This is a genomic window from Aeromicrobium sp. Leaf291, assembly GCF_001423365.1.
In the GTDB taxonomy this organism is placed as follows: domain Bacteria; phylum Actinomycetota; class Actinomycetes; order Propionibacteriales; family Nocardioidaceae; genus Aeromicrobium.
The window spans coordinates 1,807,231-1,831,949 of sequence record NZ_LMNM01000001.1; the positions used below are offsets into that span (position 1 = coordinate 1,807,231).

At 70.3% G+C, this 24,719-nt stretch carries 23 protein-coding genes and 1 riboswitch; of the genes, 16 read left to right on the plus strand and 7 right to left on the minus strand.

The genetic code is table 11. The features are described from left to right. Positions 1–17: 17 nt before the first annotated feature. The 11 genes from ASF35_RS08985 (at position 18) to ASF35_RS09035 (ending at position 10,570) form a co-directional block, all read left to right on the plus strand. Positions 18–731 (plus strand): PspA/IM30 family protein, encoded by a 714-nt coding sequence (locus ASF35_RS08985; RefSeq protein ID WP_055965671.1) that lies wholly within the window; start codon positions 18–20, stop codon positions 729–731. Beyond that, on the plus strand, positions 706–1,599 hold the full coding sequence (gene htpX, locus ASF35_RS08990; protein WP_055966468.1) for a zinc metalloprotease HtpX: 894 nt from the start codon (positions 706–708) through the stop codon (positions 1,597–1,599). The genes ASF35_RS08985 and htpX overlap by 26 nt, the downstream gene beginning before the upstream one ends. A 13-nt stretch (positions 1,600–1,612) precedes the next feature. Then, a complete protein-coding gene (locus ASF35_RS08995; RefSeq protein WP_055965673.1) occupies positions 1,613–2,185 on the plus strand; it encodes a hypothetical protein in 573 nt (190 codons plus the stop codon). A gap of 63 nt (positions 2,186–2,248) precedes the next feature. Continuing rightward, the gene (locus tag ASF35_RS09000) at positions 2,249–3,517 is read left to right on the plus strand and encodes an aminotransferase class I/II-fold pyridoxal phosphate-dependent enzyme (RefSeq protein ID WP_055965675.1); all 1,269 of its coding nucleotides are present in this window, start codon (positions 2,249–2,251) and stop codon (positions 3,515–3,517) included. Between the two features lie 5 nt (positions 3,518–3,522). Then, complete coding sequence (locus ASF35_RS09005; protein ID WP_055965677.1) at positions 3,523–4,623, plus strand: glycerate kinase; 1,101 nt, start codon at positions 3,523–3,525, stop codon at positions 4,621–4,623. 112 nt (positions 4,624–4,735) lie between these two features. Further along, positions 4,736–5,128: an iron-sulfur cluster assembly accessory protein gene (locus ASF35_RS09010; RefSeq protein ID WP_055965679.1), complete on the plus strand. Its 393-nt coding sequence runs from the start codon at positions 4,736–4,738 to the stop codon at positions 5,126–5,128. Positions 5,129–5,232: 104 nt separating this feature from the next. Beyond that, a complete protein-coding gene (locus tag ASF35_RS09015) occupies positions 5,233–6,216 on the plus strand; it encodes a carbohydrate kinase family protein (RefSeq protein ID WP_055965681.1) in 984 nt (327 codons plus the stop codon). A 122-nt stretch (positions 6,217–6,338) separates the two neighbouring features. Next, on the plus strand, positions 6,339–7,184 hold the full coding sequence (coxB, locus tag ASF35_RS09020; RefSeq protein WP_055965683.1) for a cytochrome c oxidase subunit II: 846 nt from the start codon (positions 6,339–6,341) through the stop codon (positions 7,182–7,184). Next, the gene (ctaD, locus tag ASF35_RS09025; RefSeq protein ID WP_055965685.1) at positions 7,184–8,938 is read left to right on the plus strand and encodes a cytochrome c oxidase subunit I; all 1,755 of its coding nucleotides are present in this window, start codon (positions 7,184–7,186) and stop codon (positions 8,936–8,938) included. The genes coxB and ctaD overlap by 1 nt, the downstream gene beginning before the upstream one ends. Positions 8,939–8,941: 3 nt before the next feature. Beyond that, positions 8,942–9,346 (plus strand): cytochrome c oxidase subunit 4, encoded by a 405-nt coding sequence (locus tag ASF35_RS09030; protein WP_311209294.1) that lies wholly within the window; start codon positions 8,942–8,944, stop codon positions 9,344–9,346. 39 nt (positions 9,347–9,385) lie between these two features. Continuing rightward, a complete protein-coding gene (locus tag ASF35_RS09035; RefSeq protein ID WP_235499125.1) occupies positions 9,386–10,570 on the plus strand; it encodes an Ig-like domain-containing protein in 1,185 nt (394 codons plus the stop codon). Between the two features lie 1,084 nt (positions 10,571–11,654). On the opposite strand, the gene ASF35_RS09040 is transcribed toward ASF35_RS09035, so the two are convergent. From ASF35_RS09040 to ASF35_RS09055, 4 genes are all read right to left on the minus strand, one after another. Further along, positions 11,655–13,358, minus strand: a complete 1,704-nt coding sequence (locus ASF35_RS09040) for a cytochrome bc complex cytochrome b subunit (protein ID WP_055965689.1) — start codon at positions 13,356–13,358, stop codon at positions 11,655–11,657. Further along, positions 13,355–14,419 carry a ubiquinol-cytochrome c reductase iron-sulfur subunit gene (locus ASF35_RS09045; RefSeq protein ID WP_055965691.1) on the minus strand — a complete coding sequence of 355 codons (1,065 nt, stop codon included), beginning with the start codon at positions 14,417–14,419 and terminating at the stop codon, positions 13,355–13,357. Before ASF35_RS09045 ends, ASF35_RS09040 begins: the two co-directional genes overlap by 4 nt. Next, on the minus strand, positions 14,416–15,252 hold the full coding sequence (locus ASF35_RS09050) for a c-type cytochrome (RefSeq protein WP_055966474.1): 837 nt from the start codon (positions 15,250–15,252) through the stop codon (positions 14,416–14,418). The genes ASF35_RS09045 and ASF35_RS09050 overlap by 4 nt, the downstream gene beginning before the upstream one ends. A 97-nt stretch (positions 15,253–15,349) precedes the next feature. Beyond that, on the minus strand, positions 15,350–15,928 hold the full coding sequence (locus tag ASF35_RS09055; protein WP_055966478.1) for a heme-copper oxidase subunit III: 579 nt from the start codon (positions 15,926–15,928) through the stop codon (positions 15,350–15,352). A gap of 69 nt (positions 15,929–15,997) precedes the next feature. Between ASF35_RS09055 and ASF35_RS18440 the strand changes: the two genes are divergently transcribed. Both ASF35_RS18440 and trpD read left to right on the plus strand, forming a co-directional pair. After that, on the plus strand, positions 15,998–16,420 hold the full coding sequence (locus tag ASF35_RS18440) for a response regulator transcription factor (RefSeq protein ID WP_055965693.1): 423 nt from the start codon (positions 15,998–16,000) through the stop codon (positions 16,418–16,420). Continuing rightward, positions 16,417–17,463, plus strand: coding sequence for an anthranilate phosphoribosyltransferase (gene trpD / locus ASF35_RS09065; RefSeq protein WP_055965695.1), 1,047 nt, complete (start codon positions 16,417–16,419; stop codon positions 17,461–17,463). The genes ASF35_RS18440 and trpD overlap by 4 nt, the downstream gene beginning before the upstream one ends. Before the next feature lie 24 nt (positions 17,464–17,487). Here trpD and ASF35_RS09070 read toward each other — a convergent pair whose 3' ends face one another. Both ASF35_RS09070 and ASF35_RS09075 read right to left on the minus strand, forming a co-directional pair. After that, positions 17,488–17,763 (minus strand): Lrp/AsnC family transcriptional regulator, encoded by a 276-nt coding sequence (locus tag ASF35_RS09070; protein WP_055965697.1) that lies wholly within the window; start codon positions 17,761–17,763, stop codon positions 17,488–17,490. Continuing rightward, a complete protein-coding gene (locus ASF35_RS09075) occupies positions 17,760–19,487 on the minus strand; it encodes a DEDD exonuclease domain-containing protein (RefSeq protein ID WP_235493018.1) in 1,728 nt (575 codons plus the stop codon). Before ASF35_RS09075 ends, ASF35_RS09070 begins: the two co-directional genes overlap by 4 nt. Before the next feature lie 598 nt (positions 19,488–20,085). On the opposite strand from ASF35_RS09075, the gene ASF35_RS09080 reads away from it, so the two are divergent. From ASF35_RS09080 to ASF35_RS09090, 3 genes are all read left to right on the plus strand, one after another. After that, positions 20,086–20,307 carry a hypothetical protein gene (locus ASF35_RS09080; protein ID WP_055965699.1) on the plus strand — a complete coding sequence of 74 codons (222 nt, stop codon included), beginning with the start codon at positions 20,086–20,088 and terminating at the stop codon, positions 20,305–20,307. A gap of 124 nt (positions 20,308–20,431) precedes the next feature. Then, a riboswitch (cyclic di-AMP (ydaO/yuaA leader) is annotated at positions 20,432–20,592 on the plus strand. 67 nt (positions 20,593–20,659) lie between these two features. Further along, complete coding sequence (locus ASF35_RS09085) at positions 20,660–21,586, plus strand: C40 family peptidase (protein ID WP_055965701.1); 927 nt, start codon at positions 20,660–20,662, stop codon at positions 21,584–21,586. A gap of 50 nt (positions 21,587–21,636) precedes the next feature. Beyond that, positions 21,637–22,878 carry a hypothetical protein gene (locus ASF35_RS09090; protein ID WP_055965703.1) on the plus strand — a complete coding sequence of 414 codons (1,242 nt, stop codon included), beginning with the start codon at positions 21,637–21,639 and terminating at the stop codon, positions 22,876–22,878. On the opposite strand, the gene ASF35_RS09095 is transcribed toward ASF35_RS09090, so the two are convergent. Beyond that, positions 22,845–24,629: a long-chain fatty acid--CoA ligase gene (locus tag ASF35_RS09095; RefSeq protein ID WP_055965705.1), complete on the minus strand. Its 1,785-nt coding sequence runs from the start codon at positions 24,627–24,629 to the stop codon at positions 22,845–22,847. The two genes, ASF35_RS09090 and ASF35_RS09095, sit on opposite strands and share 34 nt — an antisense overlap. Positions 24,630–24,719: the final 90 nt, after the last annotated feature.

The window sequence follows — 24,719 nt, forward strand, 5'->3', positions numbered from 1 at the left end:
GCCCGTACTCTGGCGCCATGGGGATCGGACGCAGGATTCGCGACATCTGGCGGTCGCGGTCGCACCAGGAGCTCGACGGCGACGCGTTGCGCAGCTCGCTCGACGACACCTACCGCGGTCAGCTGGCCCACCTGCAGCGCGTGCGTCGCGGCGTCGCGGACGTCACCACGAGCCGCAAGCGCGTCGAGGTGCGGCTCCGCCAGCTCGAGCAGCAGTCCAGCACCTTCGAGGGCCAGGCGCGCGAGGCCGTCGCCCGGGGTGACGACGACGCGGCCCGCGCGGCACTCGGGCGCAAGGTCGGGCTCGAGGAGGCCCTGGCGGACCTGCGCGAGCGGCACGCCGCCCTCCAGAAGGAGGAGGCCACGATCACCGACGCGGCGACCCGCCTGGAGCAGAACATCGAGGACTTCCGGCTCCGCAAGGACACGCTCACGGCCCGCCAGTCCGCGGCCGAGGCCCGTTCGCAGCTGACCAGCGCCGACTCCGGCATCACCTCCTCGCTCAGCACCGTCAACCAGCAGATGGAGGCGGCCGAGCGGCACACCCGAGAGCTCGAGGCCAAGGCCGACGCCGTGGACGAGCTCGTCGCCGACGGGGTCGTCGCGCGGCCGGGCGAGGACACCGCCGACCTCGAGGCGCGCCGCTTCGACCGCGAGCTCGGGATCGACCCGTCCTCCACGGACACCGAGTCAGGGGAGGATGGCCGTGGCCCGCACCAGATTCAGGCCTGACGCGGGGCTCTCCCGACGGATGTTCGGGGTGAGCCTCGGGCTCGGCGCCCTCTACGTCGCCTTCGGCGCGATCCTGATCGCAAACACGAACCTCGTGTTCGGGCTCGTCATCGTCCTCGGTATGTCGTGGGGCCAGTGGTACTTCTCCGACAAGCTCGCCCTGCGGTCCATGGGCGCGAAGGTCGTGACCCCGGAGCAGGCCCCCGAGCTGCACGCCATGATCGACCGGCTGTGCGTCATGGCCGACATGCCCAAGCCGACGGTGGCCGTCGCGGTCACGGACATGCCGAACGCCTTCGCGACCGGCCGCACGCCCAGCCACTCCGCGGTGTGCGTCACGACCGGCATCATGCAGCGCCTCGACGCCGACGAGCTCGAGGGCGTGCTCGCGCACGAGCTGGCCCACGTGGCCAACCGCGACGTCTCGGTCATGACGGTCGCCTCGTCGCTCGGGCTGCTGGCCGGATTCATCACCCGCTGGGGCCTGTACTTCGGCCGGGGCGGCAGCAACCGCAACGGCAACAACCTGCCCTTCATCGCCGTGTTCCTCGTGAGCATGGTGGTGTACTTCATCAGCTTCCTGCTGACCCGGGCGCTGTCGCGGTACCGCGAGCTCAGCGCGGACCGCAGCGGCGCGTACCTCACGGGGCGTCCCTCGAAGCTGGCGTCGGCCCTCACCAAGATCTCGGGCGACATGAGCCGCATCCCCAACAAGGACCTGCGCGACTCCCAGGCCCTGAGCGCGTTCTTCTTCGCGCCGGCCATCAGCCGCGCGTCGGCCGGTGCCCTCATGGCCACCCACCCGCCGCTGGAGCAGCGCCTGGCGCAGCTGGCCAAGGTCGGCGCCGAGCTCTCGGATCCGATCTGATGGGCCCGATCTGATGGGCTGGCTCGACGGGATCCTCGGGCGCTCCAAGCCGCCGGAGGCCGACCTCGACGTGCTGTTCGGCGTGCCCCAGGCGGGGTTGTCGCTGCAGGCTGCCGGCTTCACGGCCACGGGCGCCGGAGCCGTGTGCTTCCGCGACGTCGATGGCGTGAGCGACGACCAGGTCGTGGCCGAGGTGCAGCAGGTCATCGGGACCGACGCCTCGGCGGCGGTCGAGCTGAGCGACGACGGGCGAGGCTTCCGCTGGATGCAGGTGACCCGGTCGCCGGGCGACCTCACCGGCCTGGTCACCGATCTTCACGCGGCGAACTCCTCGCTCGCCGACGCCGGCTACGGACCCCAGCTCCTGTGCTCCACGGTCCTGTTCACGGCACCTTCCGGCGGAGCGCTGGCGCTGGTCTACCTGTTCAAGCAGGGCACCTTCTACCCGTTCGCGCCGGTCGCCGGCCAGCGTCGGGACAACCCGGTCGAGATCCAGGTCCGCGCGCTCGTCGAGGGTGACGTCCCGGTCGAGCCGAAGCTCGAGCGGTGGCTCGCGCTGTGGGGTGCGCCGGGCCTGTCCGTCTAGGGCACTCGGGCGCGCACTGCGGCTGGGGCGTCCGGGTCGGCCGGTCTTGGGTAGGTTGGGACCGTGAGCCTCGACACCCTCTCGACCGCAGAGATCAGCGCCCTCCACGACGAGCAGACGGCCGCCTACGAACGCCTCAAGGCAGCCGGTCTCGCCCTCGACATCACGCGCGGCAAGCCGTCCGCGGCCCAGCTCGACCTGTCGAACGCCCTGCTCGACCTCCCGGGCCAGGACTACAAGGACGGCGCGGGCACCGACACCCGCAACTACGGCGGCATCGTGGGCAACGCCGACCTGCGCGGGATCTTCGCCGAGCTGCTGCACGTGCCGGTCGACCAGGTGGTCGCGGGCGACAACGCGAGCCTGGCGATCATGCACGACCTGGTGGTGCTCGCCATGCTCAAGGGCACGGTCGGCTCGACGCGTCCGTGGTCGCAGGAGGACGAGGTCGTCTTCCTCTGCCCCGCGCCCGGCTACGACCGGCACTTCGCGATCTGCGAGCAGTACGGCATCACCATGCGCACGATCGAGATGCACGACGACGGCCCCGACATGGCCGCCGTGCGCGAGGCCGTCACCGACCCGGCCGTCAAGGGGATCTGGATCGTCCCCACGTACGCCAACCCCACGGGTGCGGTCGTCAGCGAGGCGAAGGCCGCCGAGCTGGCCGCCCTCGAGACCGCCGCACCCGACTTCCGCATCTTCTGGGACAACGCGTACGCCGTGCACCACCTGACCGAGGAGCGCACCAAGACCGCCGACATCGTCGGCCTGTGCGCCGCCTCCGGGCACCCGGACCGTCCCTTCGTGCTCGCGTCGACCTCCAAGATCACCTTCGCCGGGTCCGGGGTCAGCTTCTTCGCCTCGTCGCCGGAGAACGTCGCCTGGTACACGGGACTCATCGGCAAGCGGACGATCGGTCCCGACAAGGTCAACCAGCTGCGCCACCTGCGGCACCTCGTCGACGTCGACGGCGTGCACGCGCTCATGGACCGGCACCGCGAGATCCTCGCCCCGAAGTTCGCGGTGGTGCTCGAGGTCCTGTCCGAGCGACTCGGCGGACACGACGTGGCCACGTGGACCGAGCCCAAGGGCGGCTACTTCGTGAGCCTCGACGTCCCGGACGGCTGCGCGACGAGGGTCGTGCAGCTGGCCAAGGAGGCCGGCATCGCCCTCACCCCGGCCGGTGCCTCGTTCCCGTACGGCAAGGACCCGCGCGACCGCAACATCCGCATCGCGCCGTCGTTCCCGCCCATCGAGGAGCTGCGGACGGCCATGGAGGGACTCGCCACGTGCGTGCTCCTCGCGGCCACCGAGCAACGACTGGCCTGACGACCGTGCGGGTGCTCGTGGCGCCGGACAAGTTCGCCGGGACGCTGGGCGCCCCCGAGGCGGCCAGGGCGATCGCGCGCGGCTGGGCCCGTGCGGCGCCCCACGACGAGATCGTGCGGCTGCCCATGGCCGACGGTGGCCCCGGCTTCGTCGACGCGCTCCACGACGCCCTCGGCGGTCACCTCCACGTCGTGACGGTGACCGGGTCGACCGGGGTCGACGTCCCGATGACGGTCCTCGTCGTCGACGACGTCGCGTACCTGGAGTCGGCACAGGCCTGCGGGCTCCAGCTCGGACCGCCGTCGGCGAGGTCGGCGAGCACGTGGGGCGTGGGTCAGGCGATCGCGGCCGCCGTGGAGCTCGGCGTCGAGTCGGTGGTCGTGGGTCTGGGCGGCAGCGCCACCAACGACGGGGGCGCCGGACTGCTGGGCGCGCTCGGAGCGGTGGCCGACCGCCCGCTCGACGCCGGGCCCGACGGGCTCAGCGGCATCACACGGGTCGACCTCGAGCCGGCTCGCGCGGCAGTCGGCCAGGTGCGCCTCGTGGCGGCGAGCGACGTCGACGTGCCCCTGGTCGGGATGTTCGGTGCGACCAAGACCTTCGGGCCGCAGAAGGGCCTCTCCGACGCCGACGTGGTCGAGGTCGACGGACTGCTCGACCGGTTCGTCGAGGCGGCCTGCGGCTCGACCCCGGCGGAACGGCGGGTCGCGGACTCGCCGGGTGCCGGCGCTGCGGGCGGCCTCGGGCTCGCGCTCCTCCTCCTGGGCGCGGAGCGCCGGCCCGGTGTCGCGGTCGTGGCCGACGCCGTGGGTCTGGACGCCGCGTGCGCCGCGGCCGACCTGGTGGTCTCGGGGGAGGGTGCCTACGACCACACGTCGCGCAGCGGCAAGGTCGTGCACGGCGTGGCGCAGGTGGCAGCACGCCATGCCCGTCCGTGCGTGGCGATCGCCGGCCAGGTCACGGTGGGCGCGCGCGAGATGCGCGCCATGGGCGTGGAGTCGGCGTACGCGGTGCTCGACGTCGTGGGGGAGGAGCGTGCCTTCGCCGATCCGGCCGGCTCGCTGAGCGAGGTGGCCGAGCGGGTCGCCCGCACCTGGTCCAGGTGAGCCCGCGGCGGAGCACGTGGTGATCGCGCCCAGGTCGAGCACGTACGATGGAACAGAACCGGCCTCCTCCTGGTTTGCACCAGGGAGACCACCCGAGACCGACGGAGATGACATGAGCGTCGACAGCAGCACGACCCCCGACACGGCCACCACCGCCACCGACGGCGTCACCGCGCCCGCCGAGGGCGTGACGTTGTCCGCCAACGCCGCCGACAAGGTCCGGAGCCTGCTCGCGCAGGAGGGTCGCGACGACCTCGCCCTGCGGATCGCCGTGCAGCCCGGTGGCTGCTCCGGCCTGCGCTACCAGCTCTTCTTCGACGAGCGCACGCTCGACGGCGACGAGGTCCGCGACTTCGACGGCGTCAACGTCGTCGTCGACCGCATGAGCCTGCCCTACCTGGGCGGAGCCACCATCGACTTCGTCGACACGATCGAGAAGCAGGGCTTCACCATCGACAACCCGATGGCCACCGGTTCGTGCGCCTGCGGCGACTCGTTCCACTGACCTTTCGAGGGGTCGCCCACGAGCGGCGACGCCCGAGGTCACGCACGACCTCCTCACACGACGGCCTCCTGCGCACGCAGGGGGCCGTCGTCTAGTCTCGTCGGGTGCATCTCGCGATCGCCGGTTCCGTGGCCACCGACCACCTGCAGGTCTTCACGGGAAGGTTCTCGGACTCCCTGGTCCCCGACCAGCTGGACAAGCTGTCCGTCTCCTTCCTCGTCGAGGACCTCGACATCCGCCGAGGAGGGTGTGCGGCGAACATCTCCTTCGCCCTGGCCGCACTCGGCCACCGACCGACGCTCGTGGCCTCGGTCGGCACCGACTTCGTGGAGCAGGGCTACCGCACCTGGCTCGAGGACGCGGGCGTCGACTGCTCCCTCGTCCACGTCTCGCCCACGGCCCACACGGCCCTGTGCACCATCACGACGGACGACGCCCACGCGCAGATCGTCACGTTCTACCCCGGTGCCATGGCCGAGGCGCGGCGCATCGACGTGGGGGAGATCCACCGCGAGCGGCCGATCGACCTGCTGCTCATCGGACCGGACGACCCGGCCGGCATGCAGCGCCACACCGAGACGGCCCGGTCGCTCGGCATCCCGTTCGCCGCGGACCCCTCGCAGCAGCTCGCCTGGGCCGGCGGCGACCTGATCCGTGACCTCGTCGACGGTGCCGCCTACCTGTTCAGCAACGACTACGAGGACGCCCTCATCCAGAGCAAGACCGGCTGGTCGGCCGACGACGTGCAGGCGCGCGTCGGCACCCGCGTCGTCACGCGCGGCAAGGACGGCGTGACGGTGTACCCGTCCGAGGGCCCGGCCGTCGAGGTCGCGGCCATCCCGGGCGTGACGTCGGTCGACCCGACCGGTGTGGGCGACAGCTTCCGCGCCGGGTTCCTCGCCGGTGTGGCCGCGGGTCTGACCCTCGAGCGGTGCGCCCAGATCGGCTGCACCATCGCTGCGAGCGTCGTCGAGACGACCGGCACGCAGGAGTACCGCCTGACCCGCGAGGCGTTCCTCGGACGACTCGAGGGAGCCTACGGCGAGGCCGCCCGGGTCGAGGTCGGCGCCGCCCTGAGCCTGGTGTGAGCTCACCCCGTGAGGGCACCCTAGGAAGGGTGCCCTTACCTCCTCGTCACGGACGACGTCGGGGTACTGTTCTTGTGTCATCGCATGACTGGTGTGGACTAGAAAGGCGCCTCGTGGGTCGGATGAAGTTGGCGGCTGCTGTCGTCCTCGCGGTTCTCCTCAGTGCTTGCTCGCCCGTCGCGGACAACGACATCGAGCGGCTCGCGCTGCCGGTCGCCGCGAGCGATCGGTCGCAGCCCGTGTGGGACCTGTGGCTCGGCGCCTGGATCGCCGTCCTCGTCGTGTTCGTGCTCGTCTTCGGCCTGATCGTCTACGCGTCGGTCCGGTACCGGCGTCGTAGCGACGACGAGATCCCGACGCAGGTGCGCTACAACCTCCCGCTGGAGGCGCTGTACACGATCGCACCGGTCGTGGTCGTCGCGGTCTTCTTCTTCCACACCGTCACGAGCCAGAACGAGGTGCTCGAGGAGGTCGAGAACCCCGATCACACGATCCAGGTCGTCGGCTCCAAGTGGCAGTGGGCCTTCAACTACCTCGACGAGCAGGCCACGCAGGGCGAGGACGTGTACGACTTCGGCACGCCCGCCCAGCCGGCCGAGCTGTGGCTCCCGCTGGGTGAGTCGGTGCGGTTCAACCTGACGAGCCCCGACGTGATCCACTCGTTCTGGATCCCGGAGTTCTACTTCAAGATGGACGTCGTGCCGGGCCGTGAGAACAGCTTCGACATGACGCCGACCCGCGAGGGCACGTTCACGGGCCGCTGCGCAGAGCTCTGCGGCCTGTACCACTCGCGCATGATCTTCAAGGTGAACGTCGTGTCGCCCGAGGAGTACGAGGCGCACCTGCAGGACCTGGTCGAGATCGGCCAGGTGGGTGCACCCGCCGGACAGAAGGAGGCCGACACGGTCGCCGGTCTGCGCGGCGAGGAGAGCGGCGACGAGAGCGTCCAGGAAGGTGCGGGTAACTGATGGCTACGACTGCGGCATTCGACGACGGTCGGGAGACCACCGTCGTCCGTGAGACGACTCTCGGCCAGAAGGTCGTGGGCGTGCTGACGACGACCGATCACAAGGTGATCGGCAACATGTACCTCGTCACGTCGTTCATCTTCTTCCTGATCGGCGGCGTCCTGGCGCTGGCGATCCGCGCGAACCTCGCGCAGCCGGGATCGAACCTGCTGAGCGACGAGGCCTACAACCAGGCCTTCACCATGCACGGCACGATCATGCTGCTGATGTTCGCGACGCCGCTGTTCTTCGGCTTCGGCAACGCGATCATGCCGCTGCAGATCGGTGCGCCCGACGTCGCCTTCCCGCGCCTGAACATGTTCAGCTACTGGCTGTACCTGTTCGGCTCCACCATCGTGGTCGGCGGACTGTTCGTCCCCGGCGGCGCCGCCAGCTTCGGCTGGTTCGCGTACGCCCCGCTGTCGGACGGCGTGAACTCGCCCGGCATGGGCGGCGACCTCTGGGTCATGGGCCTGTGGATGTCGGGCCTGGGCACGATCCTGGGTGCGGTCAACTTCATCACCACGATCTTCTGCATGCGCGTGCCCGGCATGACGATGTTCCGGATGCCGATCTTCGTCTGGAACACGCTCGTCACCAGCCTGCTGGTGCTCATCGCGTTCCCGATCTTCGCCGCCGCGCTGCTCACCCTCGCGGCCGACCGCATGCTCGGGGCCCACGTGTTCGACGCGGCCAACGGGGGGCCGATCCTCTGGCAGCACCTGTTCTGGTTCTTCGGGCACCCAGAGGTCTACATCATCGCCCTGCCGTTCTTCGGCATCATCTCCGAGATCCTGCCGGTCTTCAGCCGCAAGCCGATCTTCGGCTACGTCGGCCTGGTGGCCGCCACGCTGCTCATCGCGGCGCTCTCGGTCGCCGTCTGGGCGCACCACATGTTCGTCACCGGGGCGGTCGATCTCGCCTTCTTCAGCTTCATGACGTTCTTGATCGCAGTGCCGACAGGCGTGAAGTTCTTCAACTGGATCGGCACGTTGTGGGGCGGAAGTCTGTCCTTCGACACCCCGATGATCTTCTCGATCGGCTTCCTCACGACCTTCCTCTTCGGTGGTCTGACCGGCGTCATCCTGGCCTCGCCCACGCTCGACTTCCCGCTGTCGGACTCCTACTTCGTGGTGGCGCACTTCCACTACGTGGTCTTCGGCACCGTGGTGTTCGCGATGTTCGCGGGCTTCTACTTCTGGTGGCCCAAGCTCACGGGTCGGATGCTCGACGAGAAGCTGGGCAAGATCCACTTCTGGCTGCTGTTCATCGGCTTCCACCTGACGTTCCTCGTCCAGCACTGGCTGGGCGTGGAGGGCATGCCGCGTCGCTACGCCGACTACGGCCCGAACGACGGCTTCACGACGCTCAACGAGATCTCCTCGATCGGCGCGTTCCTGCTCGGCGCCTCCACGCTGCCGTTCTTCTGGAACGTCTGGAAGTCGCGCAAGAACCCGCTCGTCAAGCTCGACGACCCGTGGGGCTGGGGACGGTCGCTGGAGTGGGCCACGAGCTCGCCCCCGCCGCGCCACAACTTCCACTCGCTGCCGCGCGTGCGCAGCGAGAGCCCCGCGTTCGACCTGCACCACCCGGAGATCGCGGAGCTGGAGCTGCTGCACAACCCCGACGAGGGCGGTGTGTTCGCTGACGCTCCCAACACCAACGGCAAAGAGTCGGCCATAAGAGATGCCAAGCAGCAGAAGGACGGTCACTGAGCCATGAAGGGCATGAAGGCCGAGTACTGGACGATCATCTCCTGCGGGATCTTCTTCGTCTTCATCGCGCCGGTGTACTGGGTGCTCACCGAGGACCCCACAGGCACCACGGCGCTCGTCATGACGTTCCTGCTGTGCGCCCTGCTGGGCTTCTACCTGTACGTGGTGGCCAAGCAGATCCCGAGCCGTCCGGAGGACCTGGACGACGCCGAGATCGCCGACGGCGCCGGCGAGCTGGGCTTCTTCCCGCCCTACAGCTGGTGGCCGCTCTACTGCGCCCTGGCGCTCGGCACGATCGTGCTCGGCGTGGTCATCGGCTGGTGGCTGTTCATCATCGGCGCGACGATCGGTGCTGTGACCCTCTGCGGCTGGATCTTCGAGTACTACCGCGGCGTCCACGCCCACTGATCAGCCTGGATGTTGGTCCCCGCCGCGTAGGATGACGCGGTGAGGTCAACGTTCTTGGGGCACCGCGTCGTGCTCGTCGTCGTGGCGATCGCGTCGCTCCTGGCAGCCTGCACCTCGGGCGGATCGCTCCGTGAGGCCGTGGCCCCCAAGGAGCCGGCCGTCGTCACGGCCAACGTCAAGGACAAGGCGGCCGACGTGCCCGTCGACACCCTCGTGGAGGTCGACGTCGAGCACGGGACGATCGTCGAGGCCTCCCTGTCCACCGAGGACGGCGCCGACGCCATCGAGGGCGAGGGTGGCGAGTCCGGCTGGACGGCGGCCTCGCGGCTCGAGCCCGGCACGGCCTACACGCTCACCGCGCAGGTCCGTGGCGACGACGGCAAGGACGTCGACCTCGTGCGCACGTTCACGACCCAGACATTGACCCTGGACGACCAGACCTATCCGTCGGTGGCTCCGCTCAAGGGCGAGACGGTCGGCGTGGGCATGCCGGTCATCGTCACCTTCGACATCCCCGTGAAGAACCGGGAGCTGTTCGAGGAGAACATGCACGTCCGGTCCACCCCCGAGGTCGAGGGGTCGTGGCACTGGATCAGCGACTCCGTCGTGCACTACCGCCCCGAGCGCTACTGGCCCGCCGGGACGAAGGTGACGGTGGACCTCGACCTCAACAGTCTTCCCGCCGGGGGAGGGGTGTACGGCCAGCAGGACCAGGACATCCCCTTCACGATCGGCAAGAAGGTCGTGACCACGGTCGACGTCGCCAAGCACACGCTGACGATGAGCGTCGACGACGAGAAGCTGCGCACGATCCCGGTGTCCACCGGCAAGCCCGGGAACGAGACCCGGCGCGGCACCAAGGTGATCATGGAGAAGTTCTCCTCGGTCGACATGGACGCCGCCACCACCGGCGTGGACTCCTCCGATCCCGACTACTACGACATCAGCGACGTCCGCTGGGCCATGCGGGTCACGAACTCCGGGGAGTTCCTGCACGCCGCCCCCTGGTCGGTCGGCTCGCAGGGTCGCGAGAACGTGAGCCACGGCTGCGTGGGCATGAGCACGGCCGATGCCAAGTGGGTCTACGACCGCTCCCGCCGCGGCGACGTCGTGCGCTTCGTGAACAGCCCCCGGTCCCTCGAGGACAACAACGGCTGGACCGACTGGAACGTCGACTGGAGCGAGTGGACGAAGGGGTCGGCGCTGAGCTCTTCGGCGTCCTGAGGGACGTTCTGAGCCGCTGAGGGCGCTCTGGGGGGTCCTGGTTGCCGCACTCGGCTCTGGCGCTTTGCGCATGCTGCTGCGCCACTGCAGTGGGCTTTCGGGTGGTGCTGCGTCGCTGGCGGTGGGGCTTCACCTGCTGCTGCGTCGCTGGGGCTGCGAGTCGGGGTGGTCTCCGAGAGGGTCTCGACCTGAGCGGTGGGTCTCGAGTCGGCTGGGTCTGCTGGGCGCGGCGGGGTTCTCGCTCGATGCTGCGTCGCTGTGGCTTCGAGACGGGGCGGCCTCCGAAAGGTCCTCGACCGGAGCGGGGGGTCTCGGTCCGGGTGGGTCTGCGGGGCGCGGCCACGATTCTCCATCGGTGCGTGATCCACGCACGATTCTTCCTTCGCGTGGACCGTGCCACGCGAAGGAAGAATCGTGGCGACGAAAAGGTGCCCGTACGGGCAGGGATTCTCCCTTCTCGTGGACCGTCCGACGCAAAGGAAGAATCCCTGCCCACCCGCCGCACGAGGGGCCCCCGGCGGACGCAAGATTCTGCCTTCGTGAGCGGAGCTCCGAAGGATGCTGCGTTGGTGACGGGATCCCGTCGCGAACGCAGCATCCTTCGACCCTTCACACACCAACGCAGCATCTTGCGTCCCCCCGAACCACGCCCCGAGAACCCGACCGACCCCGGACCCCGCCGCCGGTCGAGGCCCATTCGGAGAGCAGGTCGACTCGCAGCCACAGCGACGCAGCCGCGAGTGAAGAGCCGGCCGCGGCGACGCAGCAGCAAGGAGCGACCCGCTCACGACGACGCAGCCTCAGGGCGAAGCTGCGTCGAGTCGGCCGCACCCGGCGATTCGCCCAGGTTCACCGGTCGTCGCTGTCACGCAGACGTCACCCCGCCGGACGCAGGATTCTGCCTTGGCGTGCAGAAGCCCGAACGATGCTGCGTTCACGACGGGATACCGCCACGAACGCAGAATCCTTCGACCTCCCACGCACGAACGCAGGATCCTGCGTCGCCCGGGAACGCAGAATCCTGCGTCCCCCGGGAACGACGAAGGCCCCCGCCGGAGCGGGGGCCTTCGTGCAGTGATGGTGCTCAGTGCGACTTCGGGATGCCGGTCTCCGACACGCCCTGGAAGTCCTCACCGAGGTGCACGGGGTGCCCCTCGATCTCACCGAGGTGCTCCTCGGCGTGCTCGACCTCGGCCACGGTCGGCTTGTCGATCGCGCCGTGGTAGTAGAACGAGCGAGCCTTGTGGCGCAGCTTGGCCTTGCGACCGGCCGGAGCAGCCACACCGTTCTCGTCCGTCTCGGCCGGGGCCTCGAGAGCCGGGACCCGGTCGTGGGCCGTGAGGCGGTACTGCTCGAGGACCGGGAGCGGAGCGTGACGCTCGGCGTAGCTGCCGTCGGGCGAGCGCTCGATGACACCCGTCTCGTAGCCGTGCAGGATCTTGTTCTGGTCGGCCCGCTGCAGCCCGATGCAGATGCGACGGGTGATGAAGAACGCCGCGACCGGGAAGAGGAACAGGCCGAACCGGAAGATCCAGGTCAGGGCCATGATGTCGAGACCGAACTGGGTGGCGATGATGTCGTTGCCGCCCGCCGCCCAGCCGACGCCGTAGAACGTCATGCCGGCCACGCCGAACGCGGTGCGCGTCGGGGCGTTGCGCGGACGCTCGAGCAGGTGGTGCTCACGCTCGTCGCCGGTGATCCAGCGCTCGATGAACGGCCACAGGAAGAGCGTCGTGAACAGGACGCCCAGGCCACCCACGCCGGGGATGAAGACGTTCCAGCTCCAGGTGTAGCCGAGGAACGTGGTCTCGAGCGCCGGCATGAGGCGCACGAGGCCCTCGGAGAAGCCCATGTACCAGTCCGGCTGGGAGCCCGCCGTGACTTCCGACGGGTTGTACGGGCCGTACGCCCACACCGGGTTGATCTGGATGATGGCACCCATGAGGGCGGTGAAGCCGAAGACGACGAAGAAGAAGCCGCCGGCCTTGGCCGCGTACACGGGGAGCATCGGGTAGCCCACGACGTTGTCGTTGGTGCGTCCGGCGCCGGGCCACTGCGTGTGCTTGTGGTAGATCAGCAGCAGCATGTGCGCGGCGATGAGGCCGAGCAGCAGCGCCGGGATCAGCAGGATGTGCGCCATGTACAGACGGGGGATGATCTCCTCGCCCGGGAACTCGCCGCCGAAGATGAAGAACTCCACGTAGGAGCCCACGATCGGGACCGAGCGGATCATGCCGTCGACGAACCGCAGGCCCGTGCCCGACAGCAGGTCGTCGGGCAGGGAGTAGCCGGCGAAGCCCTCGACCATGCCGAGCGTCAGCAGGCCGACGCCGATGACCCAGTTGATCTCACGCGGCTTGCGGTACGCGCCCGTGAAGAACACGCGGAGCATGTGGGCGATCATCGCGCCGACGAACAGCGCCGCCGCCCAGTGGTGGATCTGCCGCATGAGCAGACCGCCACGGATGTCGAAGGAGATGTGCAGCGTCGAGGCGTAGGCCTGCGACATCTCCAGGCCCCGGAAGGGGGCGTAGGAGCCGTCGTAGACGACCTCGGCCATGCTCGGCTGGAACCAGAACGTCAGGAAGACGCCGGTCAGCAGCAGGACGACGAAGCTCCAGAGCGCGATCTCTCCGAGCATGAAGGACCAGTGCTCGGGGAAGACCTTGCGCAGGTTCTTCTTCGCCACACCGGCGAGCCCCAGACGGTCGTCGAGCCAGCCCACCGGACCGGCGGCCTTCTTGCCGAAGGCCGTGTCCTCGACCGGGGTGTAGGTGTCGTTGCTCATGACTCACCATCCAGTCTCTTCTGGTCGCGCGCAAGCTCGGGGTAGCTCGGCGCCACGATGTCGGGGAAGTCGCTCATGGCGATGATGTAGCCCTCGGAGTCGACACCCAGCGGCAGCTGGGGGAGAGGGCGGTGCGCCGGGCCGAAGATGACCTTGCCGTTGTCGGCCAGGTCGAACGTCGACTGGTGGCACGGGCAGAGCAGGTGGTGCGTCTGCTGCTCCCACAGGGAGATCGGGCATCCGACGTGCGTGCAGATCTTGGAGTAGCAGAGGATCCCGTCGATGCCCCAGTTCTCCTTGCCCTGCTCGGGCGTGATGTCCTCCGGGCGCATGCGCACGACGATGATCGCGGCCTTGGACTTCGCGGCCAGGAGCTCGTGGCCGTGGTACTCGGCCTCCTCCTCGCCCTCGGCGGGGAAGAACACGGCCGGCTCGGCGTTGATGAGCTGACCGACCTCGATCTCCTCCGGACGCATCGGCAGGCCGGACACGTCGTTGACGACCCGCATGCCCTTCTTCCACACCGTCTCGTCCTGGCCGTGGGGGAGCGGACCGAGGTCACGCAGGAGCACCACGGACGGCAGCGCCAGCGCGCCGACGGAGAGGAACAGGCTGTTGCGGATGAGCGGGCGTCGGCCGAAGGTCGACTCCTCGATGCCGGCATTGATGTCGGCCATGACCGCCGCGCGGTCCTCGTCGGAGGACTTGGCGGGGTGGCGCATCTCGACCATCTCGTGGTCGCCCATGAGCTTCTTGGCCCACTGGATGATGCCGACGCCGATGAGCAGCATGCCGCCGCCGAGGGTGGCGCCCAGCGCGAAGTTCGAGGCGGACCAGTTGAGGAACGTCTGGTCCTCGTCGATCAGGAAGTAGGAGAAGCAGAACACCACGAAGAGCAGGGCCGCGGCGAAGAACATGCCCGAGACCTGACGCTCGGCGCGGCGCTCCTGCGCCGGGTCGACGTCGGTCGGACGCCACTGGTGCGGCTGCAGGCCCGGGTCCTGGATGGGCTCCGTGGTGGCGGGGGTGCTGCTGCCGTGCTGCTCGAGGTCGTCGCTCATGCTGCCTTCTTCTTGGTCTTCACGCGCGCGCCGTGGGCGCCGATCCAGATGGCGAATCCGACGAGGCCGCCGATGCCGACGACCCAGACGAAGACGCCGTCGACCACGGGACCGAGGCCGCCGCCACCGACGCCGCCGTAGTTCGGCTGCTCCTGGACGTTCTTGATGTAGGCGATGATGTTGCGCTTGTCCTCAGGCGTGACGATGTCGTCGTTGAAGACAGGCATCTGCTGCGGGCCGGTCTGCATGGCCTCGTAGAGGTGCTTGGCGCTCACACCCTTCAGGGTAGGCGCGTATCGGCCGTTCGGCAGGGCACCGCCGGCGCCGACGGAGTTGTGGCAGGCGGTGCAGTTGGTGCGGAAGAACTCGCCGCCCTCCTTGAGGCCCTCCTCGTCGACGTTCTCGTAGTCGAGGACGTCCTCGGCGGGGATGGCCGGGCCGGGGGCCAGCGAGGCGATGTAGGCCGCCAGCTGCTTGGTCTCCTCGGCGTCGTACTCCGGTGCCTTGCGCGGCGCCTGGGGGCCCGACTGCGCCATCGGCATGCGACCGGTGCCGACCTGGAAGTCGACCGCGGCGGCGCCCACGCCGATCAGCGACGGACCGTAGTTCCCGCCGTCCTTCGTCGTGATGCCCTCGGCGTTCTGGCCGTGGCAGCTCGCGCAGCCGATGAGGAAGAGCTCGCGCCCGACCTCGACGTCGCGCGCGGTGTACTCCTCGGCCTGTGCGGCCTTGGGTGCGGCGGCGGCCCAGAGGGCTCCTACCGTCACGAGTCCCAGCAGCAGGACAGCGAGTCCGGCGAGGGGATGACGGCGGCGGGTCGACAGAGTGCGCACCGAGAACCTCATTCCTGTCAGGGGTGTCCAGCGTACCTAGCGATGTCGCAGGTCCGCAGGGTTAGGTTGGGCTAACGCCGTGCCGGTGAGCGAGGCGTCAGCGGATCAGGTAGATCGTCGCGAAGAGAGCGACCCAGACGATGTCGACGAAGTGCCAGTAGTAGGACACGACGATCGCCGAGATGGCCTGCTCGTGGGTGAAGCGGCGCGCGACGAAGGTGCGGCCGATCACGAGCAGGAAGGCCAGCAGACCGCCCACGACGTGGATGCCGTGGAAGCCGGTGGCGAGGTAGAAGAGCGAGCCGTAGGCCGAGGACGGGATCGTCACGCCCTCGTGCACGAGCTCGGCGTACTCGGTGGCCTGGCCGCCGATGAAGATCGCGCCCATGACGTACGTGAGGACGAACCACTCACGCATGCCCCACTTGCCCATCTGCAGCAGCGTGCCGGTGCGTCCGGCGCGACCGCGCTCGGCGGCGAAGACGCCGAACTGGCAGGTCAGGGACGACAGCACCAGGATCGCGGTGTTGATCGTCGCGAACGGCACGTTCAGCAGCTGCGTCTCCTGGGCCCACAGCTCCGGGGTCACGTTCTTGACCGTGAAGTAGGCGGCGAACAGTCCGGCGAAGAACATCAGCTCGCTGGAGAGCCAGACGATCGTGCCGACGGTCACCATCGAGGGACGTCCCTCGGTGCCGTGGAGTCGGGACGCGGGGATCACGGAAGTAGTGGCCACGCGCTCATTATGTACGATTCGAACGTGACCGAGAGCAGCGGGTTCCACGTCCTCGTCTACAGCGACGACCGAGACGTCAGGAATGCCGTCATCACAGCGCTCGGCACGCGTCCGCACCCGGACCTTCCGCCCTTCGAGTACGTGGAGTGCGCCACCGAGCCGGTCGTGTGGCAGCACCTCGACGACACCCGCCGCCGACCCGACCTCGTGATCCTCGACGGCGAGGCCAACCCGGCCGGTGGGCTGGGCGTGGCGCGCCAGATGAAGGACGAGATCTTCCAGGCGCCGCCGGTGCTCGTGCTCACGGGTCGGCCGCAGGACGCCTGGCTCGCGACGTGGTCGCGGGCCGAGGCCGCCGTCTCGCACCCGATCGACCCGCTGCGGCTGGCCGAGGCGGTCATCGGGCTCGCGCGGTCCGTGCTCACGGCGTGAGCGCCCACACCTGGCCCGACGTGCTCGACGCGCTCGTGCTCGGGCACGACCTCGACGCCCGGTCGACGGCGTGGGCCATGGCCTCGATCCTGGACGGGGAGAGCACGCCCGCGCAGATCGCGGCCTTCGCGGTCGCGCTGCGCGCCAAGGGGATCTCCCAGCCCGAGCTGCAGGGCCTGGTCGACGCCCTCCTGTCGAAGGCCGTCCTCGTCGACGTGCCCGGCCGGGTCGTCGACATCGTCGGCACCGGCGGAGACCGGGCCAAGACGGTGAACATCTCCTCGATGTCGGCGGTCACGGCAGCCGGTGCGGGCGTGCCCGTGGTCAAGCACGGCAACCGGGCGGCCTCCAGCGACAGCGGCACGGCCGACGTCTTCGAGGTGCTGCAGATCCGTCTCGACGTTCCGGCCGAGGCGGTGCCGACGGTGCTGGAGCGCGCCGGCATCACCTTCTGCTTCGCCCCCCTGTTCCACCCCGGGCTGCGCTTCACGGGGCCGCCGCGACGCGAGATCGGCATCGCGACCCCGTTCAACGTGCTCGGCCCGCTCGTGAACCCGGCCCGCCCGGCGGCGTCGGCCGTGGGGTGCTCGGACCTGCGGACCGCTCCGCTCATGGCGCAGGTTTTCGCCGACCGCGGTGACGACGCGTTCGTCTTCCGGGGCGACGACGGTCTGGACGAGATCACCACCACCTCCACGACGCGGGTCTGGACCGTCGCGGACGGACAGGTCGTCGAGGAGCTGCTGGACCCGCGAGACCTCGGCGTCGCCCTCTCCTCGCCCGAGGCATTGCGTGGAGGAGACCCGACCTACAACGCCGACGTGTTCCGGCGCGTGCTCGACGGTGAGACCTCACCCGTGCGCGACGCCGTGCTGCTCAACGCCGGAGCGGCCCTGGCGGCCCACGCCGGGGGGAGCGGGCCGCTGCTCGAGCGGCTGGGGGCCGGGATGGAGCAGGCGCGCACGTCGATCGACAGCGGCGCAGCGCGCGAGGTGCTGGCGCGCTGGTCGACCGTGACGCAGGAGCTCGCGCCCCCTCGCTGACGGTGCGTCGTGCGCGTTCGGACGTCAGAGGCCGATGCTGAACGCGTCCTCGAGGTCGTGGCGGCTGAACGTCTGGAACGCGATCTGGGTCTGCGTCGACAGCACGCCCTCGACCTTGTTGAGCCGGTCGGCCACGACGGCGGCGACGTCGTCGATGCGCTGCACCCGCACCATGGCCACGAGGTCGTGGTCGCCGGTGACGGAGTAGACCTCGCTGACGCCGTCGAGGTCGGCGATCTGGGCGGCGGTCTCGGGAAGCCGCGAGACCTCGGCCTGGATGAAGACGATGGCGGTGATCACGCCGTCAGCCTAGACCGGTTCGCCCGGTGGACGTCGGACTCGACCGGCAGGTCGGCGACGTGCCGCGCGGCGCCGGCGACAGGCACGTGCCAGCTGCCTCGCACCATGCGCACGCCGGGCGTCTCGAGCCACCGCAGGAGGGTCTCGGTCTCCTCGACCGAGGCGACCGGGGCGGGGTGGGCGGCGTGCGCAGGAGCGGCTACCTCCTCGGCGGTGGCCAGGAGTGCCTCGACCCACGCGGACGGGTGGACCGTGCGGGGCAGGAGCCCGGCGGCGGCGAGGCGACCGTGCCGAACCACGTGGACCTCCCAGCCCCGCTCGCCGGGCGCCGCCGCCACGAGCTCGTCGACCTCGGTGAGCTGGCGCAGCCGCTGGGTGCGGTCGACCGCCCGCAGGGACGCGGTGAGCCGGTCGCGCACGGCGGCGGCGTCCTCGTAGCGCTGCTGGTCGCCCAGCTCGGTCATCCGCAGGCGCAGCCGGTCGACGACCTCGAGCGGGTCGCCGGTGAGCGCCTCGCGCAGGCGTGCGACCTCGGCGTCGTAGATGGCGGGGTCGAGGTCGCCGGTGCAGGGCGCGAGACAGCGGCCGAGGTCGGCGAGGGCGCACGTGCTGCCGCGCGGGCGTCGGCCCATGCGGGTGGTGCACTGACGCACGAGGAAGGTCTCGTGCAGCGCGGCGAGGGCGAGCTCGCTCTGGCGTCGGTTGCCGAACGGCCCGACGTAGTCGGCATCGTCGTCGAGGACGCGGCGCACCACCGACAGGCGGGGCCAGGGCTCGCGGGTGAGCTTGATCCACGTGAGGCGCTCGGGGAACCGCGAGCGGCGGTTGTACGGGGGACGGTGCGCCGCGATGAGGCGGAGCTCGCGCACGTGCGCCTCGAGCGCCGTGGCGCAGACGACGGAGTCGACCCGCTCGGCGAGGCGGACCATCTCGCCCATGCGGGTGCGGGTCTCCGACGCCGTGAAGTAGCTCGCGACCCGCTTGCGCAGGTCGCGTGACGTGCCGACGTAGAGCACGTGGTCGCGGACGTCGCGGAACAGGTAGACGCCGGGCTCGTGCGGCAGGTGCTGCGCCAGGTGGCGCTTGCGACGTTGCTCGGGGGAGACCCGCGACGTGAACGTGACGGCGTCCTCGAGGCTGTTCACGCCGAGGGAGCCGAGCCGCTCGAACAGGCCGTGCAGCACGTCGACGGTGGCGCGCGCGTCGTGCAGGGCCCGGTGGTCGGGCGTGGTGGTGGCGCCGAAGTGGGCGGCGAGGGTGGAGAGCTTGACGTTGCGCACCTCGTCGCGCAGCAGCGCCCGCCGGGCCAGCACGGCCGTGTCGAGCACCTCGAAGCGCGGCCAGGGGATCCCGAGCTCCTGCGCGGCGTGCTTGAGGAAGCCGACGTCGAAGGGGGCGTTGTGCGCCACGAGCACGCTGCCGGCGGCCAGCTCGAGGAAGCTGGGGAGAACCTCGGCGATGCGGGGCGCCTCGACGACCATCGCGTCGGTGATCCCGGTGAGCACCGTGATGAACGCCGGGATGCTCTCCTCGGGGTTCACCAGCGTCTGGAGCTCGCCCAGCACCTCGCCACCGCGCACCTTGACCGCACCGATCTCGGTGATGCGCGATCCTGTCTTCGGCGAGCCGCCCGTGGTCTCGAGGTCGACGACGCAGAACGTGACGTCGCTCAGTGCTCGACCGAGGTCGTCGAAGCTGGCCTGGTGGGGGAAGGGGCTCGTCACGGCGCCGACGCTAGGCGCGGCGTACGACAGAGTGGGCGATTCCGTTGGTGTCGTCGGTGGGGTGGGTCTTCCCTGCGGCTGCGTCGCTGTGGCTGCGCGTTCTCCTGCGGCTGCGTCGCTGTGGCTGCGCGTCGGGGCGGCCTCCGAAAGGCCTCGACCGGAGCGGTGGGTCTCGACCCGGGTGGGTCTGCGGGGTGCGGCTGGGTTCGCGCTCGCCGCCGCGCCGTAGCCCCCGCCGGAGGCAGGGTTCTGCCTTCGCGTGCTCAAGCCCGAACGATGCTGCGTTGGTGACGGGATCCGAACACGAACGCAGCATCCTTCGCCCCCTCACGCACGAACGCAGAATCCTGCGTCCGCCCCAGCCGCGCTTCGAGAGCCCAACCGAGCCCGGACCCCGCCGCCGGTCGAGGCCCTTTCGGAGCGCAGGTCCACTCGCAGCCACAGCGACGCAGCCGCAGGAGGAGACCCACCCGCGAGAACGCAGCCGCAAGGCACGACCCACCCCGAAGCCCCGCAACCGTCGGGGGACCATTCACGGCAACCCCGACGCATGACGACTGAACGGTTTCTGTCGGGACGCCTGCCTAGCGTCGGCGACATGAACCCCGAATCCGTCGTGATCGACTGCGACAGCTGCCTCGTCCGCAGTCCCAGCGCGTGCGGCGACTGCGTGGTCAGCGTGCTGCTCGGCGGTCCGCCCCAGGGTGTCGAGGTCGACGCCGAGGAGATGGCCGCACTCACCGCCCTCGCCGACGAGGGTCTCGTGCCACCGCTGAGGCTCGTCACCCCCGTCTCCGGACCTGACGTCCAGGCCGGGTGACGCACCTCACCCCGCACAGGGCCCACGCGGTCCGTCGAGGGGTCGGGTCGTCGCCCGCTTCCTCGCGCCCTCGGTTAGACTCGGCAACCGTGCGTCCGGAGCATGCTGCTCACCCAGAGCGACATCGGAGGCACCGCCGAACCGCCGCGGACGTGGGGAAGACGTCCAGGGCGGACCGGGGAACCACGTTCCTGGGGTGAATCGCACGGGCGCTCGCGCCCGTGGGTAGGGCAGACCTTGGCCCGAACCCGTCAGCTCACCCGGTAGGCGTCGAGGACACTGGAGGGTGCACGTGCACCGACGAGGCCTGGCCCGTACACGCAGCACACGATCGACCCTGGCCACCGCAGCGGTGGCGGCCCTGACCATCGGCGTCACCGTCGGAGTGGTCGGCCCCGCGCAGGCGGACCCGGTGACCACCGAGGACGTCGAGGCCGCGTTCCACGACGTCGAGGTGGTGGCCGAGCAGGTCAACCAGCTCGACGAGGACGTCAAGGACACGCGCGCCGAGATCGCCGACCTCGACGACGACATCGCCGACCAGCTGGCCGTCTACCGCAAGCAGCGCGACGCGCTGGGCGCCTCGGTCGTGCAGCAGCAGCTCGACTCGCCGCTCGGCCCCACGGTGAGCCTGTTCGGCAGCCAGGACCCCGAGGAGTTCCTCGAGGGCCTCGGTGCGGTCCAGGCGCTCAACAGCACGCGCGCCGACGCCGTCGAGTCCTTCGCCGCCACGGCGAAGGAGCTCAAGAACCGACGCGCCAGCCTGAAGGACCGCAAGACCGAGCTCGAGCGCGATCGCAAGAAGGCTGACGCGAAGCGCGCCCAGATCAAGGCCAAGTACGAGGACGCCAAGGCCGAGCTGGCCCGTCTGACGGCCGCCGAGCAGGCCGCCTTCAACACCAGCGACGTCGAGATCGGCTTCGAGGTCGACGCGAGCGGCCGCGCCAAGGCCGCGATCGACTTCGCGACCGCCCAGCTGGGCAAGCCCTACATCTACGGCGGCACCGGGCCGAAGGGCTACGACTGCTCCGGCCTGGTCATGAAGGCCTTCGCCGCGGCCGGCGTCTCGCTGCCCCGCGTCGTGGGTCCGCAGTACGCCGCGTCGCGCAAGATCTCCATGAACGAGCTCCAGCCCGGCGACATCGTCTTCTACGGCGACATGTCGCACGACGGCATCTACATCGGCAACGGCAAGGTCATCCACGCGCCCCGGCCGGGCAAGAGCATCGAGGTCACGAGCGTGTCCTACGGGTTCACCAAGGCCGGACGCGTCGTCTGAGCCGACCCGTGCCGCGTGTCGGATGACGGCGAGATCATGACGGGCGCGCCGTGAGGAGGCCTTCGGCCAACATCACGGCCGCGCTCGTCCTCCTCGGGGTCGCGCTCGCGGTGCTGCTCTGGCAGCGGCCCTGGTCAGGCGGGTCGGAGGACGTGGACGTCGTCGCGATCCCCGACGACGCACGTGTCGTGCTGGCGGACCAGCTGACCGCGCTCTCACGGGCCACGACGGAGCAGGAGTTCGTCGCCGCAGCCGGCGAGGGGTCCCGGGCGCGCACGTTCGCCGAGCAGGCCTGGCAGGCGCGCGAGGCGCTCTCGGTGACGGACGTGTCGCTGCGCTACGTCTCGGGCGGTGACGTGGCGGACCGCGCCGACGGCTCCACCCTCGCGACGGTCGAGGTCTCGTGGCGAGCCGGTGACGCGTCGCCCGTGGCCGGCACGAGCGTCCGGTCCACGCAGGTGGGGCTGCGCCTCGACCCCCGGGACGACGGCACCTTCGCCGTGCGCGGGGCCGCGGCCGTGGGGGACCGCCTCCCGCTCTGGCTGGCGGGCGACGTGCGTGTCCAGTCGGCAGGCGACGCGGTCCGCGTGGTGAGCATCGACGGTGGCGTGCCCGACCTCGACGCCCTGGCCGCGGCCAGGGCTGCGGACCGCAGCGTGCGGGCGACGGTGCCGGAGGCCGACGGTCGGCTCACGGTGATCGCCCCCAGCAGCAGGGCCACGACCGCGGCGCTGGTGGGCCAGTCCCAGGAGGACGTGGCCGCGATCGCCGGTGTCACGACCACCGTCGACGGCTCCACCGGGACCGCGCGGGTCGTGGTGCTCAACCCCGACCTCTTCGCCGGCATGGACGCCCGCGCCCGGCAGGTCGTCATCACGCACGAGGCCGCGCACCTGCTCACCGGAGCGGTCGGGACCTCGATGGTGACGTGGGTGGCCGAGGGCTTCGCCGACTACGTGGCGCTGCGCGACGACGACGCGCCGCTCGCGGTGAGCGCCGGGCAGATCCTCGCCCAGGTCCGTGCCGACGGCCCGCCCGACGCCCTTCCCGACGCCCAGGCCTTCGCCTCCGCCGGCGGGCACGGGCTCGGCGCGGTCTACGAGTCCGCATGGCTCGTCTTCGAGATGCTCGCCGACGAGACGTCGAACGACCGGATCGTGGCCTTCTACGAGGACGTGCGTGACGGTGGCGACGTCGCGGACGCCGCCCGGGAGCGCCTCGGGCTGAGCGTCGAGCAGATCACCGCCCGGTGGCGCGCCTACCTGGAGAAGAGCGCCTCGACCGTGTCGTGAAGGTCGCGCAGCACCGCGGTCCGCTTGACCTTGAACGACGGCGTCAGGTAGCCGTTCTCCTCGGTCCAGTCGTCGTCGAGGATGACGAACTTGCGGATCGACTCCGCCTGCGAGACCAGGGCGTTGGCGTCGTCGACGGCCTGCTGGACCTGCGTCTCCAGCTCGGGGGAGTCCAGGGGTCCGGTCCAGGCCTCCCGGTCGATCGTCACGAGCGCGGCGATGAACGGCTTGCCGTCGCCGACCACGAGGCACTGGCTCACCAGCGGGTGGGCGCGGACCCGGTCCTCGAGCACCGCGGGGGCGACGTTCTTGCCGCCGGCGGTCACGATGATCTCCTTCTTGCGACCGGTGATGCGGACGAAGCCGTCGTCGTCGACGTCGCCGAGGTCGCCGGTGGCGAACCAGCCGTCGGGGTCGAGCGCCCCGGCCGTGGCCTCGTCGTTGTTCCAGTACCCGGTGAACACCTGGGGGCCGCGGAACAGCAGCTCGCCGTCGTCGCCGACCCGTACCTCGGTCTCGGGGAACGGACGCCCGACCGTCCCGATGCGCTGGTCGGACGGCGTGTTCACGCACAGAGCCGCCGTGGTCTCGGTGAGGCCGTAGCCCTCGAGCACCGTGACGCCGATGCCCCGGTAGAAGTGCGCCAGCCGGTCGCCGAGCGGCGCGCCGCCGGAGATCGCCCACTCGGCGTGGCCACCCAGCGCCTGACGCAGCTTGGCGAACACCAGCCGGTCGAAGAGGGCGTGCTTGGCGCGCAGGGCCGCCCCCACCCGCTTGGGCTTCCCGCGCCTCGTCGTCGCGTCCTGGGCCTTGCTGTAGGCGATCGCCGTCGCCACGGCCCGGTCGAAGATCGGACCCTTGCCGTCGGCGTAGGCCTTGGTGCTTGCGGAGTTGAAGACCTTCTCGAAGACGCGGGGGACCGCCAGGACGAACGTGGGCTGGTACTCGCCGAGGTCGGCCACCAGGTCCTTCACGTCGGCCGTGTGGCCCAGCCGGGTGCCGGAGCGGATGGCGCCGACCTGGATGATCCGCGCGAACACGTGCGCCAGCGGCAGGAAGAGCAGTGTCGAGGCGTTCTCGCGGCCGAACAGATCGGGCAGCTGCTCGAGCGCCCCGGAGAGCTCGGCCCGGAAGTTGCCGTGCGTGAGCCGGCAGCCCTTGGGACGGCCCGTGGTGCCTGACGTGTAGATGAGGGTGGCGAGCGAGTCCGACGTGAGGGTCGCCCTGGCCTGCTCGAGCTGTGCGTCGCTGACGCCCGCGGCGGAGCGGACCTCGTCGAGGCCGCCCTCGTCGATGGTCCACACGTGCTTCAGGTCCGGGGCGTCGCGACGGGCCTCGTCGACCCGTCCGAGGTGCTGTGCGCTCTCCACGACGGCTGCGACGGCGCCGGAGTCGGAGAGGATCCACGCCACCTGGTCGGTCGAGGACGTCTCGTAGATCGGCACGGTGACCGCTCCGGCCCACCAGACGGCGTAGTCCACGAGCGTCCACTCGTACCGCGTGCGCGACAGGAGGGCGACCCGGTCGCCCGGCCGGACGCCTGCCGCGAGGAGTCCCTTGGCGACGGTGACGACGTCGGCGTGGAACGCGCCGATCGTCACGTCGGACCAGCCGTCCGGCCCACGTCGGGCGAGGGCCACGGCCTCCGGATCGGCCGCGAGGCGGTCGAGCACGTCGTCGGTCAGGTTGCCCCGGTCGGGGCGTCCGTCCGACGCGGCAGGGTCAGGTCGGTCACCGTCCGCAGCGTTCACGTACGGCAGGCTACTCGGCGTCGAACGGGCACGGGAGCCGCGGGGCGGACGTGGAGCGGCGTCCCACTACGATGAGGATCCCGAGGAAGC